This is a genomic window from Methylobacterium sp. CM6247, from assembly GCF_054817925.1.
Genome location: NZ_JBTXKX010000003.1, coordinates 3,933,172 through 3,951,552 on the forward strand (window position 1 = coordinate 3,933,172; position 18,381 = coordinate 3,951,552).

Below are 18,381 nucleotides of genomic sequence, written 5' to 3' on the forward strand. Positions count from 1 at the left end.
GCTTGGCTGTTCTTCGACTGTCGATCGTTGAGAGGTCGCCATGGCGCATAGTGATGGCTTAGAGAACCGCTTGCTTCGGCCTTGAATGGTCACGGTATGGAATCCGTCCTTGGCAAATGCTCAGTCCTTGGAGCTCATAGCGATTGGCTCGCCCAGTCGCACGATGGTCTCCATGCCTTCTAATGTGTGCTCCAAGATGTCGCCTGCAGGCTGCCACGCGTCCGGCTCGCCGAAGATCGCCACGGCCGAGCCGCCGAACTTAAACACCGACTTTTGGGCGCCACGCTTGAAGGGCTGATCGAGTGGGTGGCGCTGCGCGATGCGGCCGACCGTGAGCGCGCCGAACTCGACGAAGCCGAGCCGGCCGAAGTGCTCTGTCTCCAGAATGTTCACTTGGCGCTCGTTGCGCACGTAAATGTCTGGCTTGTTCTGCAGCGCCGGCCAGGTCACCGTCCAGAGGCTGCGTCCAAGTCGCTGGTGCTCCACGGTATGGCCGTCGTCGGGATAGTGCACGTGGTGGTAATCAACAGGTGAGAGCCGCATCAGGATGACAGGTCCCCCTAGGAATGGCTTGGCACGCTCGGCGCTGCCGAGGATGTCCTCGGCAGCGAGCGACTGCCCCTTGATTGGGAAGCATTGCTCGGGATTAAAGCGCTTCCAGCCGAAGTAGCGCGCCTCGGCTGGTGCGCCCATCTGGGCTGGGTCGTCGGGGAAGCGCCGCGCACCCGGCCGGAACTCGCGGACGAAAAAATCGGCGTAGGAGCGGTACTTGCGCGGCCTGAACTCGCTCATGTCGATTTGGTACTCACGCACGAACGGCTCGATCTGCCGGGTCGTCCACGGAGCATCTTGATAGAGCGCGTAGAGCTTGTCGAAGAGCGGTGTAGCGCGCAGCCACTGCCCCGGCGCCCGAAGCGGCCGTGTTTCGTAAGTTGTCTGATGGTCAGGCATAAACTCTTCGACGGTCTTACCCTTGTCGCGATCCCATAGCTTCAGCGGCTTCGGATTGGCGGCCATCTTTTCTCCTCAAGAGCCGATCTGCAGGCGTAGATGCCCTCCGAGGCGACAACCGCTCCGCTAGAATAACGTTCACACCTCAAATGGGACGATAGAGATGCTGATTGGGACCATTGTTCATCCGTGGAAGCCTCGGGACAAGGTCCTGGAGCGTGCCGACGAAACAGGGTTTTCCAGCGCCTCCGCTGATGCTCAGGCCGATCATGGATCGTATGGCTGGATGAGAATGGAGAGGCGCCGTTAGGCAGCCCTTCCATCTGAGCTTAGATCGCCGATCATCATATGGTGAGTGTCATCGACGAGGGTGTTCGCCCTCGTCTAGAGGTCAGCTTATGTTGCGACCTGCTGCAGGCTCTCAGCAAGCTGGCTGGCATATTCGTCAGCCTTGTAGATTTCAGAGACGGCCTGCTTGAGCTTGCTCTCGTCCTCCGAGTTACCCAATGCCTTGGCATAGGCTGCGGCCGAACCAATGCCGGCAAGACCGTAATGGGCCATTCGCTGGTACTGGGCGATGATGACAACGTCGCGGAGCATGCCGTCCTCTGGCGCCTCTTCGAAGCCGTGCTTATGCGCTTCGCGGACCAAGCCTTCCATGCCCTTGCAATGCTCTGGCTCGGCTTGGCCGCCAGCTTGCTCGATAAGGGTTTTGAGTATGCCGGTATGCTTGTTGATGCCTTCAATCGACTTTTGCAGCATCTGCTTCAGCTTCTCGTCGGAAGCCCGCTGGCTTAGCTGTTGAACCGCTCGGACCATCTGATCGTTGGCGGACCAGTTATCCTTAAGCTCGTCCAGGTAGATGTCCTTGAGAGTGTTTGGCGTAGCCACGAGGCGTCTCCTTCGTTGGGTCCGCGGTTAACCGTACTCCTTCCATCCTGTTCCAGTTCAAGGTCTCATCGTTTCAAAACACGCAGGGACAAGATCCGAATAAAGTAAAAGTAGCTATTATTATAAATCTATGATAAAACTGGTTTGAGGGCATGGAAGTTTGACAGAAGAACTCCCATTGCTGTCCTATGGAACAGATCTCGCCATTATCTGCGCCGGTGCTCCGGCTGGTCGTGATCTGGGCATGGCACGTCTCGGCAGAGGGGGAGGTCTCCGTACTATTTGAGGCGCGAAGTGAATCGGTGCGTGTCAGATGCAGAAAAACGGTTGAACGAATACGATCGTAATCGCGTTTGGACCCCGATTAGTATCAATCGGGAGAAACGCACATGACGGTCAAGGCACTTATTTTGGCGGCTTCGCTCACCCTCGCCCTTACGGGCGCGACGCTCGCTCAGACCGCGGCCGGCGGTGGCAGCACCGAGGGTAACATGAACAATCCTGGCAGCGTGAAGAGCAATAGCGAGAAAAGCATGGAGCGCTCGACGGGCTCTGCGACCGGTGCAGCCATGGAAGCGCCTGGCTCGACGATGGCTCCTGGTGCTGCCGGTGGTGCTGCAGCGCCTGGTGGCGCCCCGATGAGCGGTCATAGCAGCGGTGGCGGCACGAGCTCCAGCGGCATGTCCAAATAGTCAAAAATCTCTGCTCCATGGCCCTTGGGCTCGTGGGGCGTTTTTGCTGTGTGGATCAGCAATACGTTCGCAACACCGTCGCTTTGAAGGTACGAACTCCGAATGCGCAGCTTCCTTCTTGCTCTCGGCTTTAGTGTTTTTATCAGTGGGCCCGTCATTGCCGCTACAGATGCAACTCCTACCAAGCGCGGAAACCCTGATCTAAAGAAATACTGTACCGGCGATGCATTAACGCATTGTGGAGATATTGATGCAGACGATCCAGCCATGGATGCCTGCTTCAAGAAAAACCGTAATAAGCTCACCGAGAATTGTCGTCGAGCTATGGATGCTTATAAGGCATCAAGCAAAAACTGAAGTCGCTGCTCAATTTACGATCATCAGAGGAACACGCTCCCCGGGTGATCTTTGAAGGCGTTCGCCAGGCGGATCACGGTAGCCTGCGCTGTTCCTGGAAGTAGCCGTTCGCAACGCGCCCCCCCTTGCTGGGTGCGTCGCCATCGAACATCGTTCGGTCATCTCGGTGATGTTGTGTGATCGCTTAGGGCTGTTCTTCGTTGGTAAGCCGAGAATTCGTCGCGCGAGCCCGATCCGTTCTCCCATCACCTCATCATGCTACACGTTACCCGAGCGTGCCCCGCCAAGTCGTCGGGTCTCCGATGGGCACCAAGTCCCTCTCCCCGAAGCATTTGCCGGATCGTACCGGCAGGAGATCGAAGGCAATCTATTTCGTGATCCTGACCGATACGGGGTCGCTGCCCGGGAAGGTTTCCTCCAGCGCCTCGCCGAGCTTCTCCTCAAGCCGATACGGGTGGTTGCCGGGCAAAGCGGCATCCAAGGGAGGCTTAGGCGCTTCCTCCTCCGAGAGGAGGCGCAAGCGCCGACGCTCGGCCGCCTGTCGCATCGTTGCGAAGGCAAGGAACGCGAAGCCGGCACTGATCAGAAGCATGGGAAGTGGGTTAGCACGTACTTTGTCGGACAAGCGCCCAGCCTCCAGCGCCGTCGCGCCTACAGGATCGCGGGTGCCGGTGAGTTCCTCGGCGAGGTTCGATGGATTGAGGCGGGAATGGAGTTCGGCCAGCGTGCCGTCCAACCTTCCGCGGCTCGCCTCGACGTCGTGCTCCAACTCATCAAAAGATTTGCTCATCCGCTGATGCGCTCCGTGATGAGGGCGACGTCCCGCCCGACCTGCTGCTCGGTCCGGATCGGCTCCAGCCCCGAGAGCGACGCCTTGCTGCGGCCCCACAGGGCCAAGCTAATAGCGATGGCCGCGAACACACCACCGATGACTAAGGCTGAAAGCGCCTCGGAGTGAAAGAGGACCGCTAGGCCCTTCACCAACGCCAGGATCAGCACGGCCACCCCTGCCATGGCGAACACACCGGCTGCGATGAACAAGCTCAACGCCCAGGTGAGACAATGCAGGCTACTGGTCATCTCGGCCCGAAAGAGGACGATCTCCGTCGAGACGAGTTCCCGGGTCTCACGGATCGCATCTCCGAGGAGACTCTGGACGGTCCTGGGCCGAGGCTTGATCATGAAGGGCCGTCGATGTCGGGGACGGGTAACACGTCGACGGGGACCACTGACCGGGAGCGTGGGATCGGCCTGACACTGGACGACGTCAACAGTCGGTACAACGCGAAGCCGGCAGCACCCGCCACGGCAAGGGTCAACCCAGGCCGACGTCTCGCTGCAGCGTCGATCTCGTCGTAGAGCTCGCTGACCGTGCGGCGTCCGATATCGGCGGAGAGCTCCTCAACGCCATCGGCAGCGTTGTCGAAGAACGCCTTCACGTTAGGCGCATCCTCGAAGCCCGTGCCGGCTCCGCGAATGGCCCCGGCCACGTCCGAGACCATCCTGACCACGTCCTGCTTGCGACGAGATACGTAATCCTGGGCTTGACCCCGGACGTTCGCAGCAAAGCCTTCGTCAGGTCGGGGATCGTGTGGCTCGGAATTCGTCGATGTTTGAGGCTCGGAAGTCATCATCGCCTTCCCGTCACGAGAGCGTGAGTAAAGCGAGACTGGAACGGCGTAGGGCCATAGCGGTTCCAAAACCCATCACTCGCGGAGCCAGCGTCCGCTATTCCAAATTCTAAACCCGAAACCGGACTGGCAGAAATGCACCGGTTTCGGCCGTTCCCCCAAATCCATGCCGCTTGAGCGTTCGTCCCGCCGGTCCATTAGGGCTGGCTACATCGGAGCTTAGCAAAGGCCGTTCGGCAGTGGTGCGGCTCGCTGCTGGGGCTATGAAGCGAGCCGGAAGGGGCTGGGCTGCTCTCTTGCCGAAGCTATACGAGCAGTAGGGTGATCTTGGCGAGATTGACGCCGTGGTCCAGGTGGCCGGCCTTCAAGGCATATTGGGTGACGACGTGACATGTCGCGAGAGAGCACGTGCGAGTTGGCCGGTATCAACGGGCTTCTCGTAGCGCGGGACCTCGGCATAAGCGGCGGGGATGACCCGCGCATCGTAGCCCGTGGCGAAAACGAAGGGCACGCTGCGGGCCCTTAGGGCGTCGGCGACCGGGTAGACCAGCTCGCCATTCAGGTTGATGTCGAGCACGGCGCCATGCAGATTCTGCTCCGCCTCGACCAAAGCGAGCGCTTCCGCAATCGAGCTGGTCGGGCCCACCGCGGTCGCTCCGGCTGCCTCAAGGGCGTCCGCGAGATCGGAGGCAATCGTGTACTCATCCTCCACAATAAGGAGGCGCAACCCCTTCAGGCCGTGCGTACGTGGATCAGCCACGGGACGCTCCTTCGCGCTGCGTTATAATCGGAACTGCGATCAGGCAGCGCACGCCACCCTCGCCAAATTCGAGCTCCGTTCTGGCATTCAGTTGGTATGGCAGGGCTCGCTCGATCAGTTCGCGGCCATAGCCCTTTCGCCGAGACTGACTGTTCTGTGAGATTTGAACTCCGCTCTCGCGCCATTCCAGCACCACCCGCGGCGTACCGTGCTCGTCCTCTTCCACCTGCCAGGTGACGGAGAGGTGGCCGGACGGCTGGCCGATGGCGCCATACTTGACCGCATTCGTGGCCAGCTCGTGCACGGCGAGAGCCAAGGCCTGCGCGGCCGGCGCCGGAAGCGTAACGGGTGGACCGTCCACCGCCACCTTGTTAGCCTTCCCGTCACCATGCGCCGTCAACTCTGCTTCGATGAGCGGGCGGAGTTCGACGGCATCGTAGTCCATCCGGGCGATCAGCCCCTGGACCCGCGACAGCGCCCGCAATCGGCTCTCGAACTCAGTCGAGAAGTCCTCAAGCGTGCTGCTGGATCGCATCGTCTTGCGGGCAACCGCCTGCACGACAGCCAGGAGGTTGCGGGTACGGTGCTGAAGCTCTGCCAGAAGCACCTGCTGGCGACCTTGCAGGCCACGCAGGTCATGGATGTCCGTCGAGGTCCCAACCCACTCTAGCGCGACGGCGGTGTCCTGATTGATCGGCTTGGCCCGGGTCTGATGCCAGCGGTACTCGTCCTTGGCAGCCCAGCGGAGGCGGTGCTCCACGTAGTACTCACCTGTCCTCTGGGCTCCGTGCCACGCTTCCTGCGTGGCAGCGCGGTCCTCAGGGTGCACGGCCTCAACCCAGCCTTGCCCAAGGCTTTCAGGCTCAGAAAAGCCTGTGAACTCCACCCACTGAGGGCTGCCCCAGGTGCGGGTGCCATCGCTCCAACTGCGGAATGCGAGTTGGGGTATGTTCGTTGCCAGAAGGCGGAAGCGCTCCTCGCTCTCCTTCAGGTGAGCCTCGGACAGATGCTGTTCTGTCCGGTCCCGCACCACTTTGACGAAGCCCGGCACGCCATCGCGTAGCGGCATCTGCAAGCCAGAGGCCCAGAAACGCGAACCATCCTTGCGCAGATGCCAGCGCTCGTCCTCAGCTCGGCCCTGCTCCCGGCTTATGCGGCGTTCAGCCTGCGGGACACTGGCTGCGCGGTCCTCGGGCGTAAAGATCACGTCGCTGTCTTGGCCGATCATCTCCGGGGAGGCGTAGCCGAAGAGACGAGCAGCGCCCGCGTTCCATGAGATTGCCTTGCCATCGGGATCCAAGGCGAAGATTGCGAAATCCGTGGCACTCTCGAGGATGACCTGAAGGAATTCGTCGCTGCTAACCCGCGTGTTCTCAGACGAGGGCCCAAATCCATCATTCATACTCGGCCTCATCGACGATGGCCGGGCATCGGGAGTCACGGCTTACACGCTCCCAAAGATACGTCAGTAGCGTGCTGCTGCACTCACCTAGAGCAGGTTTTCTTCCCCAGATGCTTCTGAAGTGCGGCTTCGGACTGATTTTTCCATCCCTGCGGCTTGAGGCACTTTGTAGGGCGGGGCTGAAGCGACGCCACCATGTTTTAATGGAGTTTGCGTAAGTGGAACGCTCCAGAAGCAACCGAGCTGGCCGTAAAGAAAGCGATCGTTTAACCGACGAGTGAGCCGAATTGCGTCACCTATGCACTTGCCAAACCTGCTCTTTCGAAAGCAGGCTAGCGGCAAACCACTTCTTTCGACATTTGGGCCAGATACAAAGCACCAGATGTCCGCCGCTACGATTGGTCTGCAATAAGGTCGTCCAGTCCCTCTGCGCCGAAATATGCCGCGACTTCTAAGCTGCGTCGGTCACCAGCAAGGTATGCACGAAGCGCTATGGCGTCGTCATTGAGGAACATTGCGAGCGCGACACGGGACACCAGCCATGGGCCACCTGCTACCCGGCGACCAACGTCGTGGTCCCGGCACCACATGCGGATCGTGCGCTCGGTGCGGTTCGCTTGTTGAGCCGCCTCCGCAGTGGTCATGCCCTCTCGCCGGTCGAATGGGATCAGGCAGCGGCTGGTCCTGGGCAGAGCGGAGGTCCTGCAGCTTTGTTTAAAAGTGGGGGGCTGGGTTAGCATGGGTACGCACTCCAACAGGTACTCGGATAGGATGGTCAGCGCCCTCGAAGAATATTGCCGACGGTCGAGGGGCTGACGCCTGCGCGGCGGGCAATCTCACGGTTTGTCAGCCCTGAGCTGAGGAGGCTCAGGACGTCGTGCCGCTTGCTGGCATTGGTTCGACGCTGTGCAAATTGGACAGGCGAAGTTGAGCTCCCCGAAACGGGGGAGCTCAGAGGTTGGCTCCCACCGCTCTGTCCACTTTGGACGGGGCAAGTTCGTCCCGGATGCGAACAGCCATGCGCTCGATGTCGGCACGGAGGGTCCTGAGGGCTGGCTCCTGCTCCTCCCATGAACGAGCCATGTCGAGCTTGGCGACGTGCTCCATCCATGAGAGGCGGCTGCGGATGTCGTTGAGTGAGCGCGCTGGAAGCGTCTGACAAAGATCCTCTAGGACATAGCGGCGAGCCTCGGCCCAGGAATGAGGCGCATAATCTGGCAAGAAGGCGCATCGGTCGCTGTCCAGCTTCTCTGCGGCCTCGTACTCGGCCCATGCCGCTGCCGTCGTCGCTGGGAGAGGCCATGCCTCGGCGACCGCTCGGCGCACGCTCTCCGGCATCCGGGACGGGGATTCGTATGCTCCCCAGCCGTCCAGCCGGTAGACGGTGTTCCAGGTCTCGCCTGGCCCAAGCAGCGGTTCGCAGGCTCGACGCAGGGCAGCTTCACGTTCCGTATCCGCCCAGACCGCATCCTCTGAGCCATATTCAGCGAGGAGATCACGGCATTTAGCCGCCCGCCTGCGCTCACGCTCTGCTCGCTCGGCACGCATCTCAGGCGTGTTGAAGAACTCGTTGAAGGCGTCCGCTGCAGCCTGTGCCTGGGTCTTTGGTTTTGAGGCGTCCAAAGTGGACAATGCCTGCTCGACGCTCATCCCGGCCTTACGAGCTAGGGTTTGCATCTTCATCATCGCCGCGGCCTTCTCGCCCGGACTGTCCGTGCGATCGTGAAGGGCGCGGACTTTGGCGAAGGTTTCCAGACCAGCAGCCATTAGCTCGTCCTCGTCAGCAATGCCGGTTGTTCTAGATTTCGCCCGGCACCGAGGCCAACCTCAGCCAGGAGGTGTTTCGGGACCTTGGTATCGGGGTGGTCCGGCGGCGGTGTGCGCTGCCCCAGTAGCCACTGGCCACCGTTGGTGACATAGCGCCGAAGGTGGCCGCGCCAGTCGTCCTCGGAGAGGCTGACGAGGTAACCGTCTGGGCCGGCCGGCTTCCCTTCGGCAGTACCTGGCTCGGGCTGGTAGTCGTTCCAGAGCTGGTTCCGCAGCCAGACCTCGGCGGTTTTGACGAACTCGGTACCAGCCTTGCCGATCCGGGCTTGCTCAGCAGCATACGACTTAGCGCCGGCTATGATTTGTTCCGGATTTGCGCCTCGCTTAAGTGCTTCCAGCCACCGCTTCCGGGCAGGTGTCGCTTGGAAACGCACGTTCCGTGGCGGGTAGGCTGCCCTGAACTCCTCGAACCGATCAATCCTGGTCCCCTTGGGGACTGTAGGGGACTCTTCTCTTCTCTTCTCTTTTAGGCTTGGAATGTATTCGAGCGGTGCTTGAGGTAAATTCTTTGTTTCCAGAGGGTTAGCGGCTTGGCTCCGGTTGTTTTTCTCAGTTTCTACGCGGATTGCTCGGGTTTTTCCGCCTTTTCCAGCATTTTCCCGGTTTTTCATGACGGATTCGAGCTCACGATCCGCCCGGGCGTTGTGAATGCGCCCGTCTTCTACCGCGACCTTGCCCGCTGCGATAAGCTCAACGAGAGCCCGTCCGAACGCCTTCACAGTCATGTTGCAACGGCCGGACAGGCCACGCTCGTTCAGGGCGATCGGCCCCTCGTTAAGCATGATCAGTTGAATGACGACGTGGTAGGCGCGATAGGCGCTGTCGCTCAGCGTCTCAGTGCCATCCATCCAGGCCGGGATGTCGTGCTTGTAGAAGCCAACCATCAGCGCGCCTCCGCCAGGACGTTGCAGGCGATGTCGCAGAAGCACTCGACCCGGATGGTTGGCCCAGAGCGCTGCTTCAGGATCTCGATCTCTAGGGTGTTGAGGCAACGGACTAGGCGGTCTTCCTCTACGTCAGTCCGGTCGGCCTTGTGCTCCAGGTAGTAGGCCTCCCTGTACAGGCCGAGCACCACGTCGGCGTCTTGCTCGATGGACCCGCTCTCACGCAGGTCCGAAAGGACGGGGCGCTTGTCCTGGCGCTTCTCCACTTCCCGATTAAGCTGCGACAGCCCGAGGACCGGGATGCCGAGTTCCTTCGCCAATCCTTTCAGGCCAGAACTGATCTCGGTCATCTCCTGCACTCGGTTGCCCGAGTAGCGCTTGGACGGACAGATTAGGCCGATATGGTCGATGATGAGGGCTGCGAAGGGGAGACCCCGACGCTCGGCTTTCAGCTTCATCTGTCGGGCCCGCGCCGAGATCTGCGAGAGGGTCAGGCTGGGCTGCTGTTCAATCCATATCGGGATGCCGGCGCAGATCTCGGACGCCTCCTGCAGGCGGACCAGCGCAGCGTCAGACAGCCCACGTGCTTCGGCGATGGCTCGATATGTGATTTGGTCCCACTCTCGCGGATTGTAGGCCAAAGCCGAGAGTACGCGCTCGGACAACTGGTCAGCATCCATCTCCAGTGAGATGAAGCCGAGCGCACCGCGGTGGCGTGCTGCGGCCAGGGCGATGTGCATCGCCACCGTCGTTTTACCCATGGCGGGTCGGCCTGCGAGCACGATGAACTGACCAGGTCGCATGCCGAGCGTAGCGGCATCGAGCTTCGGCACACCGAAGGGAACCCCGATGATACCCTTGCCGCGCCGGGTTTCATGGACGCGAGCGAGAACACTCGTGACGCTCTGACCGAGGGTGACGCGCCGGGCACTCTCACTGAGGCCTGCGCTGGCTACCTCGTCCAGCCGCTCGATCATGTGGGTGGCGTACTCAGTCGGGCTGTGCACCGACCCCGTCGTCATCGCGGCGGCGCCCGCCATGGACGTGTCGAACACCAGCCGCATCCGCGCTGCCTGAGCAATCAGCCGTGCATAGCTCGCTGCCCCGCTCACTGTGATGGCTTCTGCAATGAGCTTTGCGAGGTATCCCCCGACCGTGATGCCGCCAAGGTCGGCGTTGCCCAACATGGCTTTCATCAGTCCGAAGTCGATCGCCTCGCCAGCGTCCCGACGCTGGATCATCACCTCGAAGATGTGCCGGTGGATCGGGTCGAAGAAGTCGCTGGGCTGCACATGATCACGAGCGCGATCCAATGCATCGTTGTTGTGCAGGATCGCCCCAAGTAGGGCTTGCTCAGAATCGAAGGCCGTCGGGGGTTGCGCGCCACCAATTGTCATAGAGGCGGTCATTGCGACACCTCCCGCTCTGCAGCCTGCAGGGCCTGGATCAGCTCGGCGAGCTTCGCGCGGTTCACACAGATGCCGCCCTTTGTCGGCATCGGCTCACCGCGCGCGCTACGTGGAACGGAGAACACCCGCATGTCGATTAGGCTGTATCCGTCGCGGATCGCGAGGCTGATCCGGATTTCCTCAGAGTTGTTCTTCCGAATGGTCGCGATGGGGCGGAAGTCGCTCATGTACGCCCCCGCTTATCTTCGTTTGGTGGGAAGGCTAATTCGGCAATCACCGCCGCGTGTACGGGCGAGAGGCCATAGCGATTTATCAGGTGGGAGGCTTGTCGGGGCGCATTCTCTAGCGCATATCCCTCGTTGCTGACTTGCCGGAAAGCATTCGAGAGACCCGCCGTCGCCCCGCGATGCGCGGGTTTCTTCATGGCTCAAGCACCCTCTTGCCGGATGACTGCGGGCTGATCGAGCAGACGCTCGAAAGCCACGAGAGGAACCAGCATGCGGCGCCCAATCCGAATCGTTGGGATCTCTCCGCGACCTGCAGCCTCGTAGGCAGTGTTCCGGCTAACACCCAGGCGTCGACCGGCTTCTTCGACGCTGATGGTCTTTCGTTCGGACTGATTGGTTTCACCAAGCATCTAATGCTCCATAATGATCTTACGATGTGAAAGATGATAGCCGTACGTCCTTGACCGTCGCAATCCGTCCGCCTACGGATTGTAAGATAGTTATGAGGTAATCGGATGGGTAAGCGCGGACCAGTGTCAAAGGGGGAGTACGTCGGTCAGACTGCTGTGCTCTCAACTAGGATCACCCCCGACCTGAGGGCTATGCTTGAGGCGGAGGTAGTTAAGAGTGGAAAAACTTTATCAAGGGAGATCGAGCACCGCCTAAGAAGGAGCTTTATTGAAGATGATAAGATATCCGAAGCGTTTGGCAGTAGAAGAAATTATGCTTTTATGAGGCTGATTTCTATGGTCTTAGAGCTTTGGCATAATCCTGCTGACCCCTTAGCTGATTGGAAAGACGATCCATTTGCTTATGATCAAGCGTGCAGCAAGGTGGCAGGAGTCCTTAGGGCCATGAGGCCAGCAGGCGAAAGTAAAGCCCTGTCTGAACTTGAGCGAGTAATCGCAGAGGTGAAGTCGTTCGACGATCCCGCCCGCATCGTGCAAAAGATCCAGAGTGCAGATAATGCGCTGCCGTTAGGCGGAAGTAGGAGAAACCAAGTGCTTTCGCTGCTGAAGAGTGATTTGGGGCCAGTGGCCGATCGCCCCCAGATTTCGGAGGTCAGGCCAAGTGGTTCGGCAGATAACACCACCTCAAATAACTCTCCCGCCGGGGGAGCGAAGGACAGCAAGCCAAAGAGGTCGCGCAAATGAAGGGCCACATCCGCGAACGCTCGCCCGGCCGCTGGGCCATCATCCTCGATGCCCCTGATCAGGACTCCGGGAAGCGAAAGCGGAAATGGCACTCGTTCGCCGGGACGAAGCGGGAGGCGCAGAAGGAATGCGCCCGCCTCATCACCGAAATGCAGGGCGGCGACTATGTCGAACCCGGCAAGGAGACCTTGGCCAAGTTTCTGGACCGTTGGCTGGAGCACATGCGCTCGCACATCTCGCCGCGGAGCCATGAACGCTACACCGAGATTGCCCGGAAGAACGTTGCTCCACTCATCGGCAGTGTGGTCCTCACGAAGCTGCGGGCGGAGCAGATCTCCGCTGCCTACTCCAAGGCTCTTGTGAGCGGGCGCCGGGACGGCACTGGAGGGCTCGCTCCTCGCACCGTCCACCACATGAACCGCATTCTGCGCCAAGCCCTCCAGCAAGCTGTCAAGTGGCGCATCCTGGCTCGGAACCCAGCCGATGCCGTAGGGGCGCCGAAGGTCGAGAAGACCAAGATGCGCGCCCTCGATGCGAACGAGACGGCCCTGCTGCTCGCTCATTTCCGGCCGACCCGTGTGTTCGTCCCTGCCCTTCTCGGGGCGCTGTGTGGCCTGCGCCGTGGCGAGGTAACCGCTCTGCGATGGCGAGCCGTTGATTTCGCCAATGCGCAGCTCGCGATCGTTGAGAGCACCGAGCAGACCAAGGCTGGCACTAGGGCTAAGGAAACCAAGAGCGGCAGGGCGCGCCGGGTCGCCCTGCCCTCTCTCGTCGTCGACGAGCTGCGGCGCCACCGCCTTCGGCAGGCCGAGGAGCTTCTGAAGCTTGGGGTGCGCCTGTCGGACGACGACTTCGTCTATGCTCAGGCGGACGGATCGGCTGTCCAGCCGAACAGCCTGACACACGAGTTCACCCGGATCCTGGCCTTGTCGACCGCCCTGCCCCGTATTCGCTTCCACGACCTGCGGCACAGCCACGCGACGCAGATGTTGACGAGCGGTATCCATCCAAAGATCGCTCAAGAGCGCCTTGGCCACTCCAGCATCGGCATCACCCTCGATCTGTACTCCCACGTGATGCCAGGAATGCAGGAGGATGCCGCCGCGAAGGTTGACGCTGCCATGCGCGCCGCCATAGACAAGGCGGCCGGATGATTGGGTAGCAATCCGGTAGCAACGGACGAAAAGTCCGAGCATTGGCAAAGGCAAATTATCTAGCTTTTGCAACGGCTTGGAAGGGTGGCCGAGTGGTTTAAGGCAGCGGTCTTGAAAACCGCCGTGGGGGCAACTCCACCGTGGGTTCGAATCCCACCCCTTCCGCCAGTAATGCTTTCGCCAGCATTCGCATTCAACCGCTAAATCACTGAAAACGAACGATTTTGTGTCGCCTTACTTTCGTAGGTGACCGCTGGCGTTTGCCTGATTTCGCGTTTATGGTGTGGGTAGAAACGTGGGTTAGATTGTATGGCTGGAAAGCTCACTGCCCTTGCCGTTCAGCGCCAGAAGACGCCCGGCATGTATGGTGACGGTGGCGGCCTTTGGCTTCAGGTGACCGGCAAAGGGGCGAAAAGCTGGATTTTTCGCTTCACCCTCCACGGTAAGGCCCGTGAGATGGGGCTGGGGTCGGCCAATACGTTTTCGCTTGCCGAAGCTCGCGAGAAGGCGCTCGCCTGCCGGAAGCTCCGCGCCGAGGGGCACGATCCAATCGAGGTAAGGAACTGCCAGCGCCAGGAGGCTGCCATCGAGGCAGCCAAGGCCGTCACCTTCCGTGACTGCGCCACCGCCTACATCGAGGCCCACAAAGCCGGATGGAGCAACCCGAAGCACGCGGCACAGTGGACGGCGACACTCGAAACCTACGCCTACCCCGTCTTCGGTAGCCTGCCTGTGCGGGGCGTCGACACCGCCCTCGTGATGCGGGCGGTCGAGCCCATCTGGACCAGCAAGAGCGAAACTGCTGGTCGAGTGCGGGGGCGGATCGAGGCGGTTCTCGATTGGGCATCAACGCGCGGCTACCGGATGGGTGAGAACCCGGCGCGATGGAAGGGGCATCTCGCCAACCTGCTCCCCAAGCAGTCGCGGGTGCGGCAGGTCGAGCATCACCCGACCCTACCTTTCGCCGAAGTGCCCGCGTTTCTCAGATCGGTCGCCAACCAGCCTGGAACGGCGGCTCGGGCGCTGGCTTTTGTCATTTTGACCGCGACCCGCACCGGCGAGGTGATCGGCGCACGCTGGGCAGAAATTGACTGCGCCGCGGGCGTATGGACGGTGCCAGCCAACCGAATGAAAGCGAGAACGGAGCACCGCGTGCCGTTATCTGCGGGAGCTCAGGCCATTCTCGCCGCAATGGCCGAAACCCGCATCGACGAATTCGTGTTTCCCGGCGGCAAGCGTGGCAGACCACTCAGCGACATGGCGATGCTAGCTGTGCTGAAGCGCATGGGGCGGGCTGACATCACCGTTCACGGCTTCCGCAGCTCGTTCCGTGACTGGGCAAGCGAGACGACGCACGTCCCGTCCGAGGTGGTGGAGATGGCCCTGGCGCACACCATCGATAGCAAGGTCGAGGCAGCCTACAGGCGCGGCGATCTGCTCCAAAAGCGCCGGGCGCTGATGGACGATTGGGCCGCTTACTGCGGGGCCTATCATCAATCCGCCCCCGCCGAGATGGCGGGGGCGGATTGAGCATCCAAACAAAATCCGCTGAGAGACCGCGACCCTACCTCTTGCCGCGTAGCTGCTGCTTTAGGGCATTTTCGGAGTCGAGGCGTTCCATGTAGGCGTCGAGCGCACGGGCTGAGACGTACCGCCGGCGGCCGTCCGTCATCGATTCGAGCTGCCCACTGTTGAACAACTCGTAAATTCGCGTCGTGCCGATGGACAGGACACGACGGGCTTCCGGGACCGTGTAGCGCATTTGGGTGTGGGTGAACGATGCCATGGCAGACCTCCTCTGTTGTGGTCTGCTTTGGATTTACAAAGCATCAAAATTCGCCCTGGCGGCGTGACGGTTGCACGTTTATCATGCAACTTATGCGCATCATCACCACCGTCGTATCGCACACCATATAGACAGGCGCACGTTTATGGTATGAGTCGCACCGTTCGCTCATTAGGCTAATTCGGGGGCTGCCTGCGTGACGACTCCCCGGGCAAGGGCCGTTGCGTCCCAATGGGGCTCGCGTCGAGCATCCACTTCACCGCCTGCAAGGGTCTACGGTTACGTCCGAAGTCGGGAATTGCGAGCCCGACACGCGTCCGACCAGATCGAGCCTCAGCGCTTGGCCTTGGACGCCTGGGCTGCCTCAGCCGGCATCATTTTTGACGAGGTCTATGTCGAGCGAGGGTTTGGGGCCGACTGCCCGCTCTTCAAGCGAACGCAGGGAAAGGCAGCGCTCGCTCGCCTGCAGCCCAACGATGTCCTCGTGGCAGCCCGGTTCGACCGCCTTTTCGGGGCGGCCGAGGATGCCCACGCCAGCCTCGCCCTCGCGCGACAGCAGAAGTTTGCGATTTGCGCCCTCGACGTCCACGGGGGACAATCGGGGCTAGAGACCGACGAGTCACTGGCCACGATTCTCATGGCCCTCGCTGGCGGCACAAAGTACGCAGTCTCGTTGGAGCGAAAGGCAGCCAAGAACAGGCAGTCCGAGCTTGGCCGATATAAGGGTGGACGGGTCCCGTTTGGCTATTTGGTCAACTCTGAAGGGGGACTCGTTCCTGACCCTGCACAGCAGGACTTTCTAACTCAACTTCACCGGATGAAGTTGAGCAATGCGACGGGAGAGCAAATGAGGCAGGCCGCGCTTGAGCAAGGCTTCAGCCTCACTGCCGCGGGGATAGGCAAAATTTTGAAGAGGTGCTTCAGCGGTAGATGAGCCTGCATACAGGTGCAACGGCGAATCGGTATCGAGCCATCAGGTCCAAATCGGCGGCCATTGCCGATGGGGAGAAACGTTCGAGAACGGTGGCAAGCGGCCCATGACCTTTCGCCCCGAAGCGGACGTTCTGCTATCGACCAAAGTAGGGCATTAGGTAATCGAAGTGCCCTGCCCGAAAGCGGTCATTCGACATACCACGTTCAGACAATCAGGGGCTCATAGCTCGTTGATTGTGGCAAACCCTTATCCCTCAAACCGCTCGTCAGTCCACCACGACGGTAGGTGATGGGAGGCCACCGATTGGTTGACCGATCGAACAGGGCCATCGGGCGCACCACATGGCAATTGACTTGAGAGCTGGTAGAGAAGGAGTAGAGACCGGCGGTCCCGTCTGAGCTGCTCGCGTCCATACAGGTGGCGAAGCTAAAGTGAGCATGCAGGTCGACCTCAACAACGCGATGGCTCTAGCAGACCGCTTCGAAGCACTGCTGGAGAGTAACGGGATCAGCATTGGCGCCCATGGCTCAACCGGTGCTGACATGCTTCCACTCTGGCACATCCTCCAAGTGATACGAGAGGGATTCGTCGGCCTGCCGGACGACCTTCGTGCCGAATACGCTGCTGGCATCGCTGTTCACGACCTTGCAGCAAAGGTCATGGCGGTAGAAAACCATAAGAATTTTGCCACGCTATTGCCGCATCTCAAAATGTTGACGGGTGGCGCTGTTCACCTATCTCATGAGCCGCCCGCAGATGCTGATGTTTACAATAAGTTAATTGAGATATATTGGGCATGCTTGTTGATGGCAAATGGGGTCGAGGTCGACCTTGATCACCCGAAGCACTCAAGCGGCGACAATCCAGATGTGATCGCACTCGACTACGGGCAGCCAGCGCGCGCGTACGCCTTTAAAACGGTTCGATCTAAACATACCCAGAACCTGCTCGAGCACTTGACAAAAGGTGTAGCCCAGATCGAACGCTCCAACGCAAAAGAGGGACTCGTCTGTTTGCATCTTACCCCGCGTATTCTTAAAGCAGGTCTTTGGCCAGAAGGAAGATGCTACATAGATTGGCGACTACCAGCTTCACAAGCCGTTCTGCTCATGAAGCAATGGATTTCTCAAGTGGTGGTCGATAACGGCCAGCCCGCTATCGACTGCATCTTCGCTGGAAAGAAGGCAGCGGGTACCGTCTTGTGCCTTGCCCTCTTCCCTACCGTTGCCAGAAATCCAAAAACAGGGAACCCAGTCGTGATGCCGATTAAGGTCGCCGCGCTAGTGGAGATGGTGCCGAGCCGACCAATATCTATCGCATTGCATAGCGAAATTGAAGCTGCCAATCACCGAATGCAGATCGAACTCGGCTAAATGTTAGTAATCGCGGCCACGATCTTCATAAGTAGCCGACGCGCAATCGGCCCAAGGTAGTCGCGCGCTCCCCTTGCGTGATACGGCATATACGAATATGGCCGGGAGAATAAGTTTATGCCCTCAGACCAAGAGCGTTCCATGCGTATTATACCCATAACTCCGCCAACTATAATGAAATTTAACGGTCGAATAAAGGGCGAATAGCAAACTAATGCCTACGAATCCGACCGTTTGTATCGTAGAAAGTCTTGGATTCCTCGAAGAACAAAGCCATTGTGAAGGGAATATTATCAGCCGGACCCTGCAGCTCTCCGGTAAGCGTAGCGCTTACGTGTACATCAAAAGCATCGCAGAGCTTAAAGCGGTCGCATGTGAATTCGGTGCCTCGAAGCATCGCTATTTGCATCTGTCCTGTCATGGCAAAGTCAACCGCAAAGGCCAGATGATTGGTCTAGCGTTGACTACCGGCAGCATCTTGAATGACGAACTGGCGAAAATTCTTGCTCCTCATTTGGAGGGACGGCGCCTATTCCTCTCGTCGTGCCTCGCGGCCCGTGGCGACTTCGCGACAAAACTGCTTGAGCAAAGCAAATGCCGTTCGGTGCTTGCTCCAATGAACGAGATAGGGTTCGACGACGCCGCGGTGTTCTGGACCGCTTTCTATCACCTTATGTTCAAGGCGCAGCGGCACGCGATGTCAAACACGCGAATCGAAGAGACTGTCGGCACCTGCGCGGCGCTCGTCAACGAAAGCTTCCAGCTGTTCTCGCCCGGCGACAAGAAAGGGAACGTCAAGACGGTCACCATTGGCCCGCCCAAAAGTGCTAAGCCCACGGTCGGGTAACAGATAATTCGAGCTGTCTAGGACAACACTTCAGCAATGGCGGTTATTGCTAAACCGACCGCATCGAGTCTGCTCGTCCGCAACCGATTAGCGCGCACTAAT

21 protein-coding genes and 1 tRNA gene are annotated in these 18,381 nt (G+C 60.0%); 10 read left to right on the forward strand and 12 right to left on the reverse strand.

Annotated elements, in window-relative coordinates; translation table 11 throughout:
• Positions 1-120: 120 nt before the first annotated feature.
• Both ACYQOP_RS19580 and ACYQOP_RS19585 read right to left on the reverse strand, forming a co-directional pair.
• On the reverse strand, positions 121-1,017 hold the full coding sequence (locus ACYQOP_RS19580; RefSeq protein ID WP_461223548.1) for a phosphatidylserine decarboxylase: 897 nt from the start codon (positions 1,015-1,017) through the stop codon (positions 121-123).
• 330 nt (positions 1,018-1,347) lie between these two features.
• Positions 1,348-1,842: a YciE/YciF ferroxidase family protein gene (locus tag ACYQOP_RS19585; RefSeq protein WP_461223549.1), complete on the reverse strand. Its 495-nt coding sequence runs from the start codon at positions 1,840-1,842 to the stop codon at positions 1,348-1,350.
• A 389-nt stretch (positions 1,843-2,231) separates the two neighbouring features.
• Here ACYQOP_RS19585 and ACYQOP_RS19590 point away from each other — a divergent pair, with 389 nt between their 5' ends.
• Together ACYQOP_RS19590 and ACYQOP_RS19595 are read left to right on the forward strand one after the other, a co-directional pair.
• Positions 2,232-2,534 carry a hypothetical protein gene (locus tag ACYQOP_RS19590; protein WP_461223550.1) on the forward strand — a complete coding sequence of 101 codons (303 nt, stop codon included), beginning with the start codon at positions 2,232-2,234 and terminating at the stop codon, positions 2,532-2,534.
• A gap of 102 nt (positions 2,535-2,636) precedes the next feature.
• Entirely contained in the window at positions 2,637-2,891 is a 255-nt protein-coding gene (locus ACYQOP_RS19595) for a cysteine rich repeat-containing protein (protein ID WP_461223551.1), read from the forward strand.
• 367 nt (positions 2,892-3,258) lie between these two features.
• Here ACYQOP_RS19595 and ACYQOP_RS19600 read toward each other — a convergent pair whose 3' ends face one another.
• From ACYQOP_RS19600 to ACYQOP_RS19640, 9 genes are all read right to left on the reverse strand, one after another.
• Positions 3,259-3,681 carry a DUF3618 domain-containing protein gene (locus ACYQOP_RS19600; RefSeq protein ID WP_461223552.1) on the reverse strand — a complete coding sequence of 141 codons (423 nt, stop codon included), beginning with the start codon at positions 3,679-3,681 and terminating at the stop codon, positions 3,259-3,261.
• Positions 3,678-4,073 carry a phage holin family protein gene (locus ACYQOP_RS19605; RefSeq protein ID WP_461223553.1) on the reverse strand — a complete coding sequence of 132 codons (396 nt, stop codon included), beginning with the start codon at positions 4,071-4,073 and terminating at the stop codon, positions 3,678-3,680. Before ACYQOP_RS19605 ends, ACYQOP_RS19600 begins: the two co-directional genes overlap by 4 nt.
• Positions 4,070-4,525, reverse strand: a complete 456-nt coding sequence (locus tag ACYQOP_RS19610; RefSeq protein WP_461223554.1) for a hypothetical protein — start codon at positions 4,523-4,525, stop codon at positions 4,070-4,072. The genes ACYQOP_RS19605 and ACYQOP_RS19610 overlap by 4 nt, the downstream gene beginning before the upstream one ends.
• Positions 4,526-4,886: 361 nt before the next feature.
• Positions 4,887-5,282 (reverse strand): response regulator, encoded by a 396-nt coding sequence (locus ACYQOP_RS19615; RefSeq protein WP_461223555.1) that lies wholly within the window; start codon positions 5,280-5,282, stop codon positions 4,887-4,889.
• Positions 5,275-6,684 carry a PAS domain S-box protein gene (locus tag ACYQOP_RS19620; RefSeq protein ID WP_461223556.1) on the reverse strand — a complete coding sequence of 470 codons (1,410 nt, stop codon included), beginning with the start codon at positions 6,682-6,684 and terminating at the stop codon, positions 5,275-5,277. The genes ACYQOP_RS19615 and ACYQOP_RS19620 overlap by 8 nt, the downstream gene beginning before the upstream one ends.
• 951 nt (positions 6,685-7,635) lie before the next feature.
• Positions 7,636-8,451: a hypothetical protein gene (locus ACYQOP_RS19625; protein ID WP_461223557.1), complete on the reverse strand. Its 816-nt coding sequence runs from the start codon at positions 8,449-8,451 to the stop codon at positions 7,636-7,638.
• On the reverse strand, positions 8,451-9,395 hold the full coding sequence (locus ACYQOP_RS19630) for a YdaU family protein (protein ID WP_461223558.1): 945 nt from the start codon (positions 9,393-9,395) through the stop codon (positions 8,451-8,453). Before ACYQOP_RS19630 ends, ACYQOP_RS19625 begins: the two co-directional genes overlap by 1 nt.
• On the reverse strand, positions 9,395-10,804 hold the full coding sequence (locus tag ACYQOP_RS19635; RefSeq protein ID WP_461222035.1) for a replicative DNA helicase: 1,410 nt from the start codon (positions 10,802-10,804) through the stop codon (positions 9,395-9,397). Before ACYQOP_RS19635 ends, ACYQOP_RS19630 begins: the two co-directional genes overlap by 1 nt.
• Positions 10,801-11,031 carry a hypothetical protein gene (locus ACYQOP_RS19640; protein ID WP_461223559.1) on the reverse strand — a complete coding sequence of 77 codons (231 nt, stop codon included), beginning with the start codon at positions 11,029-11,031 and terminating at the stop codon, positions 10,801-10,803. The genes ACYQOP_RS19635 and ACYQOP_RS19640 overlap by 4 nt, the downstream gene beginning before the upstream one ends.
• A 179-nt stretch (positions 11,032-11,210) precedes the next feature.
• On the opposite strand from ACYQOP_RS19640, the gene ACYQOP_RS19645 reads away from it, so the two are divergent.
• The 5 genes from ACYQOP_RS19645 to ACYQOP_RS19665 all read left to right on the forward strand — a co-directional run bounded on the left by ACYQOP_RS19645 (position 11,211) and on the right by ACYQOP_RS19665 (position 14,869).
• The gene (locus ACYQOP_RS19645; protein ID WP_461223560.1) at positions 11,211-11,471 is read left to right on the forward strand and encodes a hypothetical protein; all 261 of its coding nucleotides are present in this window, start codon (positions 11,211-11,213) and stop codon (positions 11,469-11,471) included.
• 75 nt (positions 11,472-11,546) lie between these two features.
• Positions 11,547-12,185, forward strand: a complete 639-nt coding sequence (locus ACYQOP_RS19650) for a hypothetical protein (protein ID WP_461223561.1) — start codon at positions 11,547-11,549, stop codon at positions 12,183-12,185.
• Positions 12,182-13,339, forward strand: a complete 1,158-nt coding sequence (locus ACYQOP_RS19655; protein WP_461223562.1) for a tyrosine-type recombinase/integrase — start codon at positions 12,182-12,184, stop codon at positions 13,337-13,339. Before ACYQOP_RS19650 ends, ACYQOP_RS19655 begins: the two co-directional genes overlap by 4 nt.
• 78 nt (positions 13,340-13,417) lie before the next feature.
• Positions 13,418-13,507: transfer RNA gene (locus ACYQOP_RS19660), tRNA-Ser, on the forward strand.
• Between the two features lie 141 nt (positions 13,508-13,648).
• Positions 13,649-14,869, forward strand: coding sequence for a tyrosine-type recombinase/integrase (locus ACYQOP_RS19665; RefSeq protein ID WP_461223563.1), 1,221 nt, complete (start codon positions 13,649-13,651; stop codon positions 14,867-14,869).
• Between the two features lie 34 nt (positions 14,870-14,903).
• On the opposite strand, the gene ACYQOP_RS19670 is transcribed toward ACYQOP_RS19665, so the two are convergent.
• Complete coding sequence (locus tag ACYQOP_RS19670) at positions 14,904-15,125, reverse strand: helix-turn-helix domain-containing protein (RefSeq protein WP_461223564.1); 222 nt, start codon at positions 15,123-15,125, stop codon at positions 14,904-14,906.
• 196 nt (positions 15,126-15,321) lie between these two features.
• On the opposite strand from ACYQOP_RS19670, the gene ACYQOP_RS19675 reads away from it, so the two are divergent.
• The 3 genes from ACYQOP_RS19675 (at position 15,322) to ACYQOP_RS19685 (ending at position 18,279) form a co-directional block, all read left to right on the forward strand.
• The gene (locus tag ACYQOP_RS19675; RefSeq protein WP_461223565.1) at positions 15,322-16,059 is read left to right on the forward strand and encodes a recombinase family protein; all 738 of its coding nucleotides are present in this window, start codon (positions 15,322-15,324) and stop codon (positions 16,057-16,059) included.
• Positions 16,060-16,496: 437 nt separating this feature from the next.
• A complete protein-coding gene (locus tag ACYQOP_RS19680; RefSeq protein ID WP_461223566.1) occupies positions 16,497-17,432 on the forward strand; it encodes a hypothetical protein in 936 nt (311 codons plus the stop codon).
• Between the two features lie 214 nt (positions 17,433-17,646).
• The gene (locus ACYQOP_RS19685; protein ID WP_461223567.1) at positions 17,647-18,279 is read left to right on the forward strand and encodes a hypothetical protein; all 633 of its coding nucleotides are present in this window, start codon (positions 17,647-17,649) and stop codon (positions 18,277-18,279) included.
• Positions 18,280-18,381: the final 102 nt, after the last annotated feature.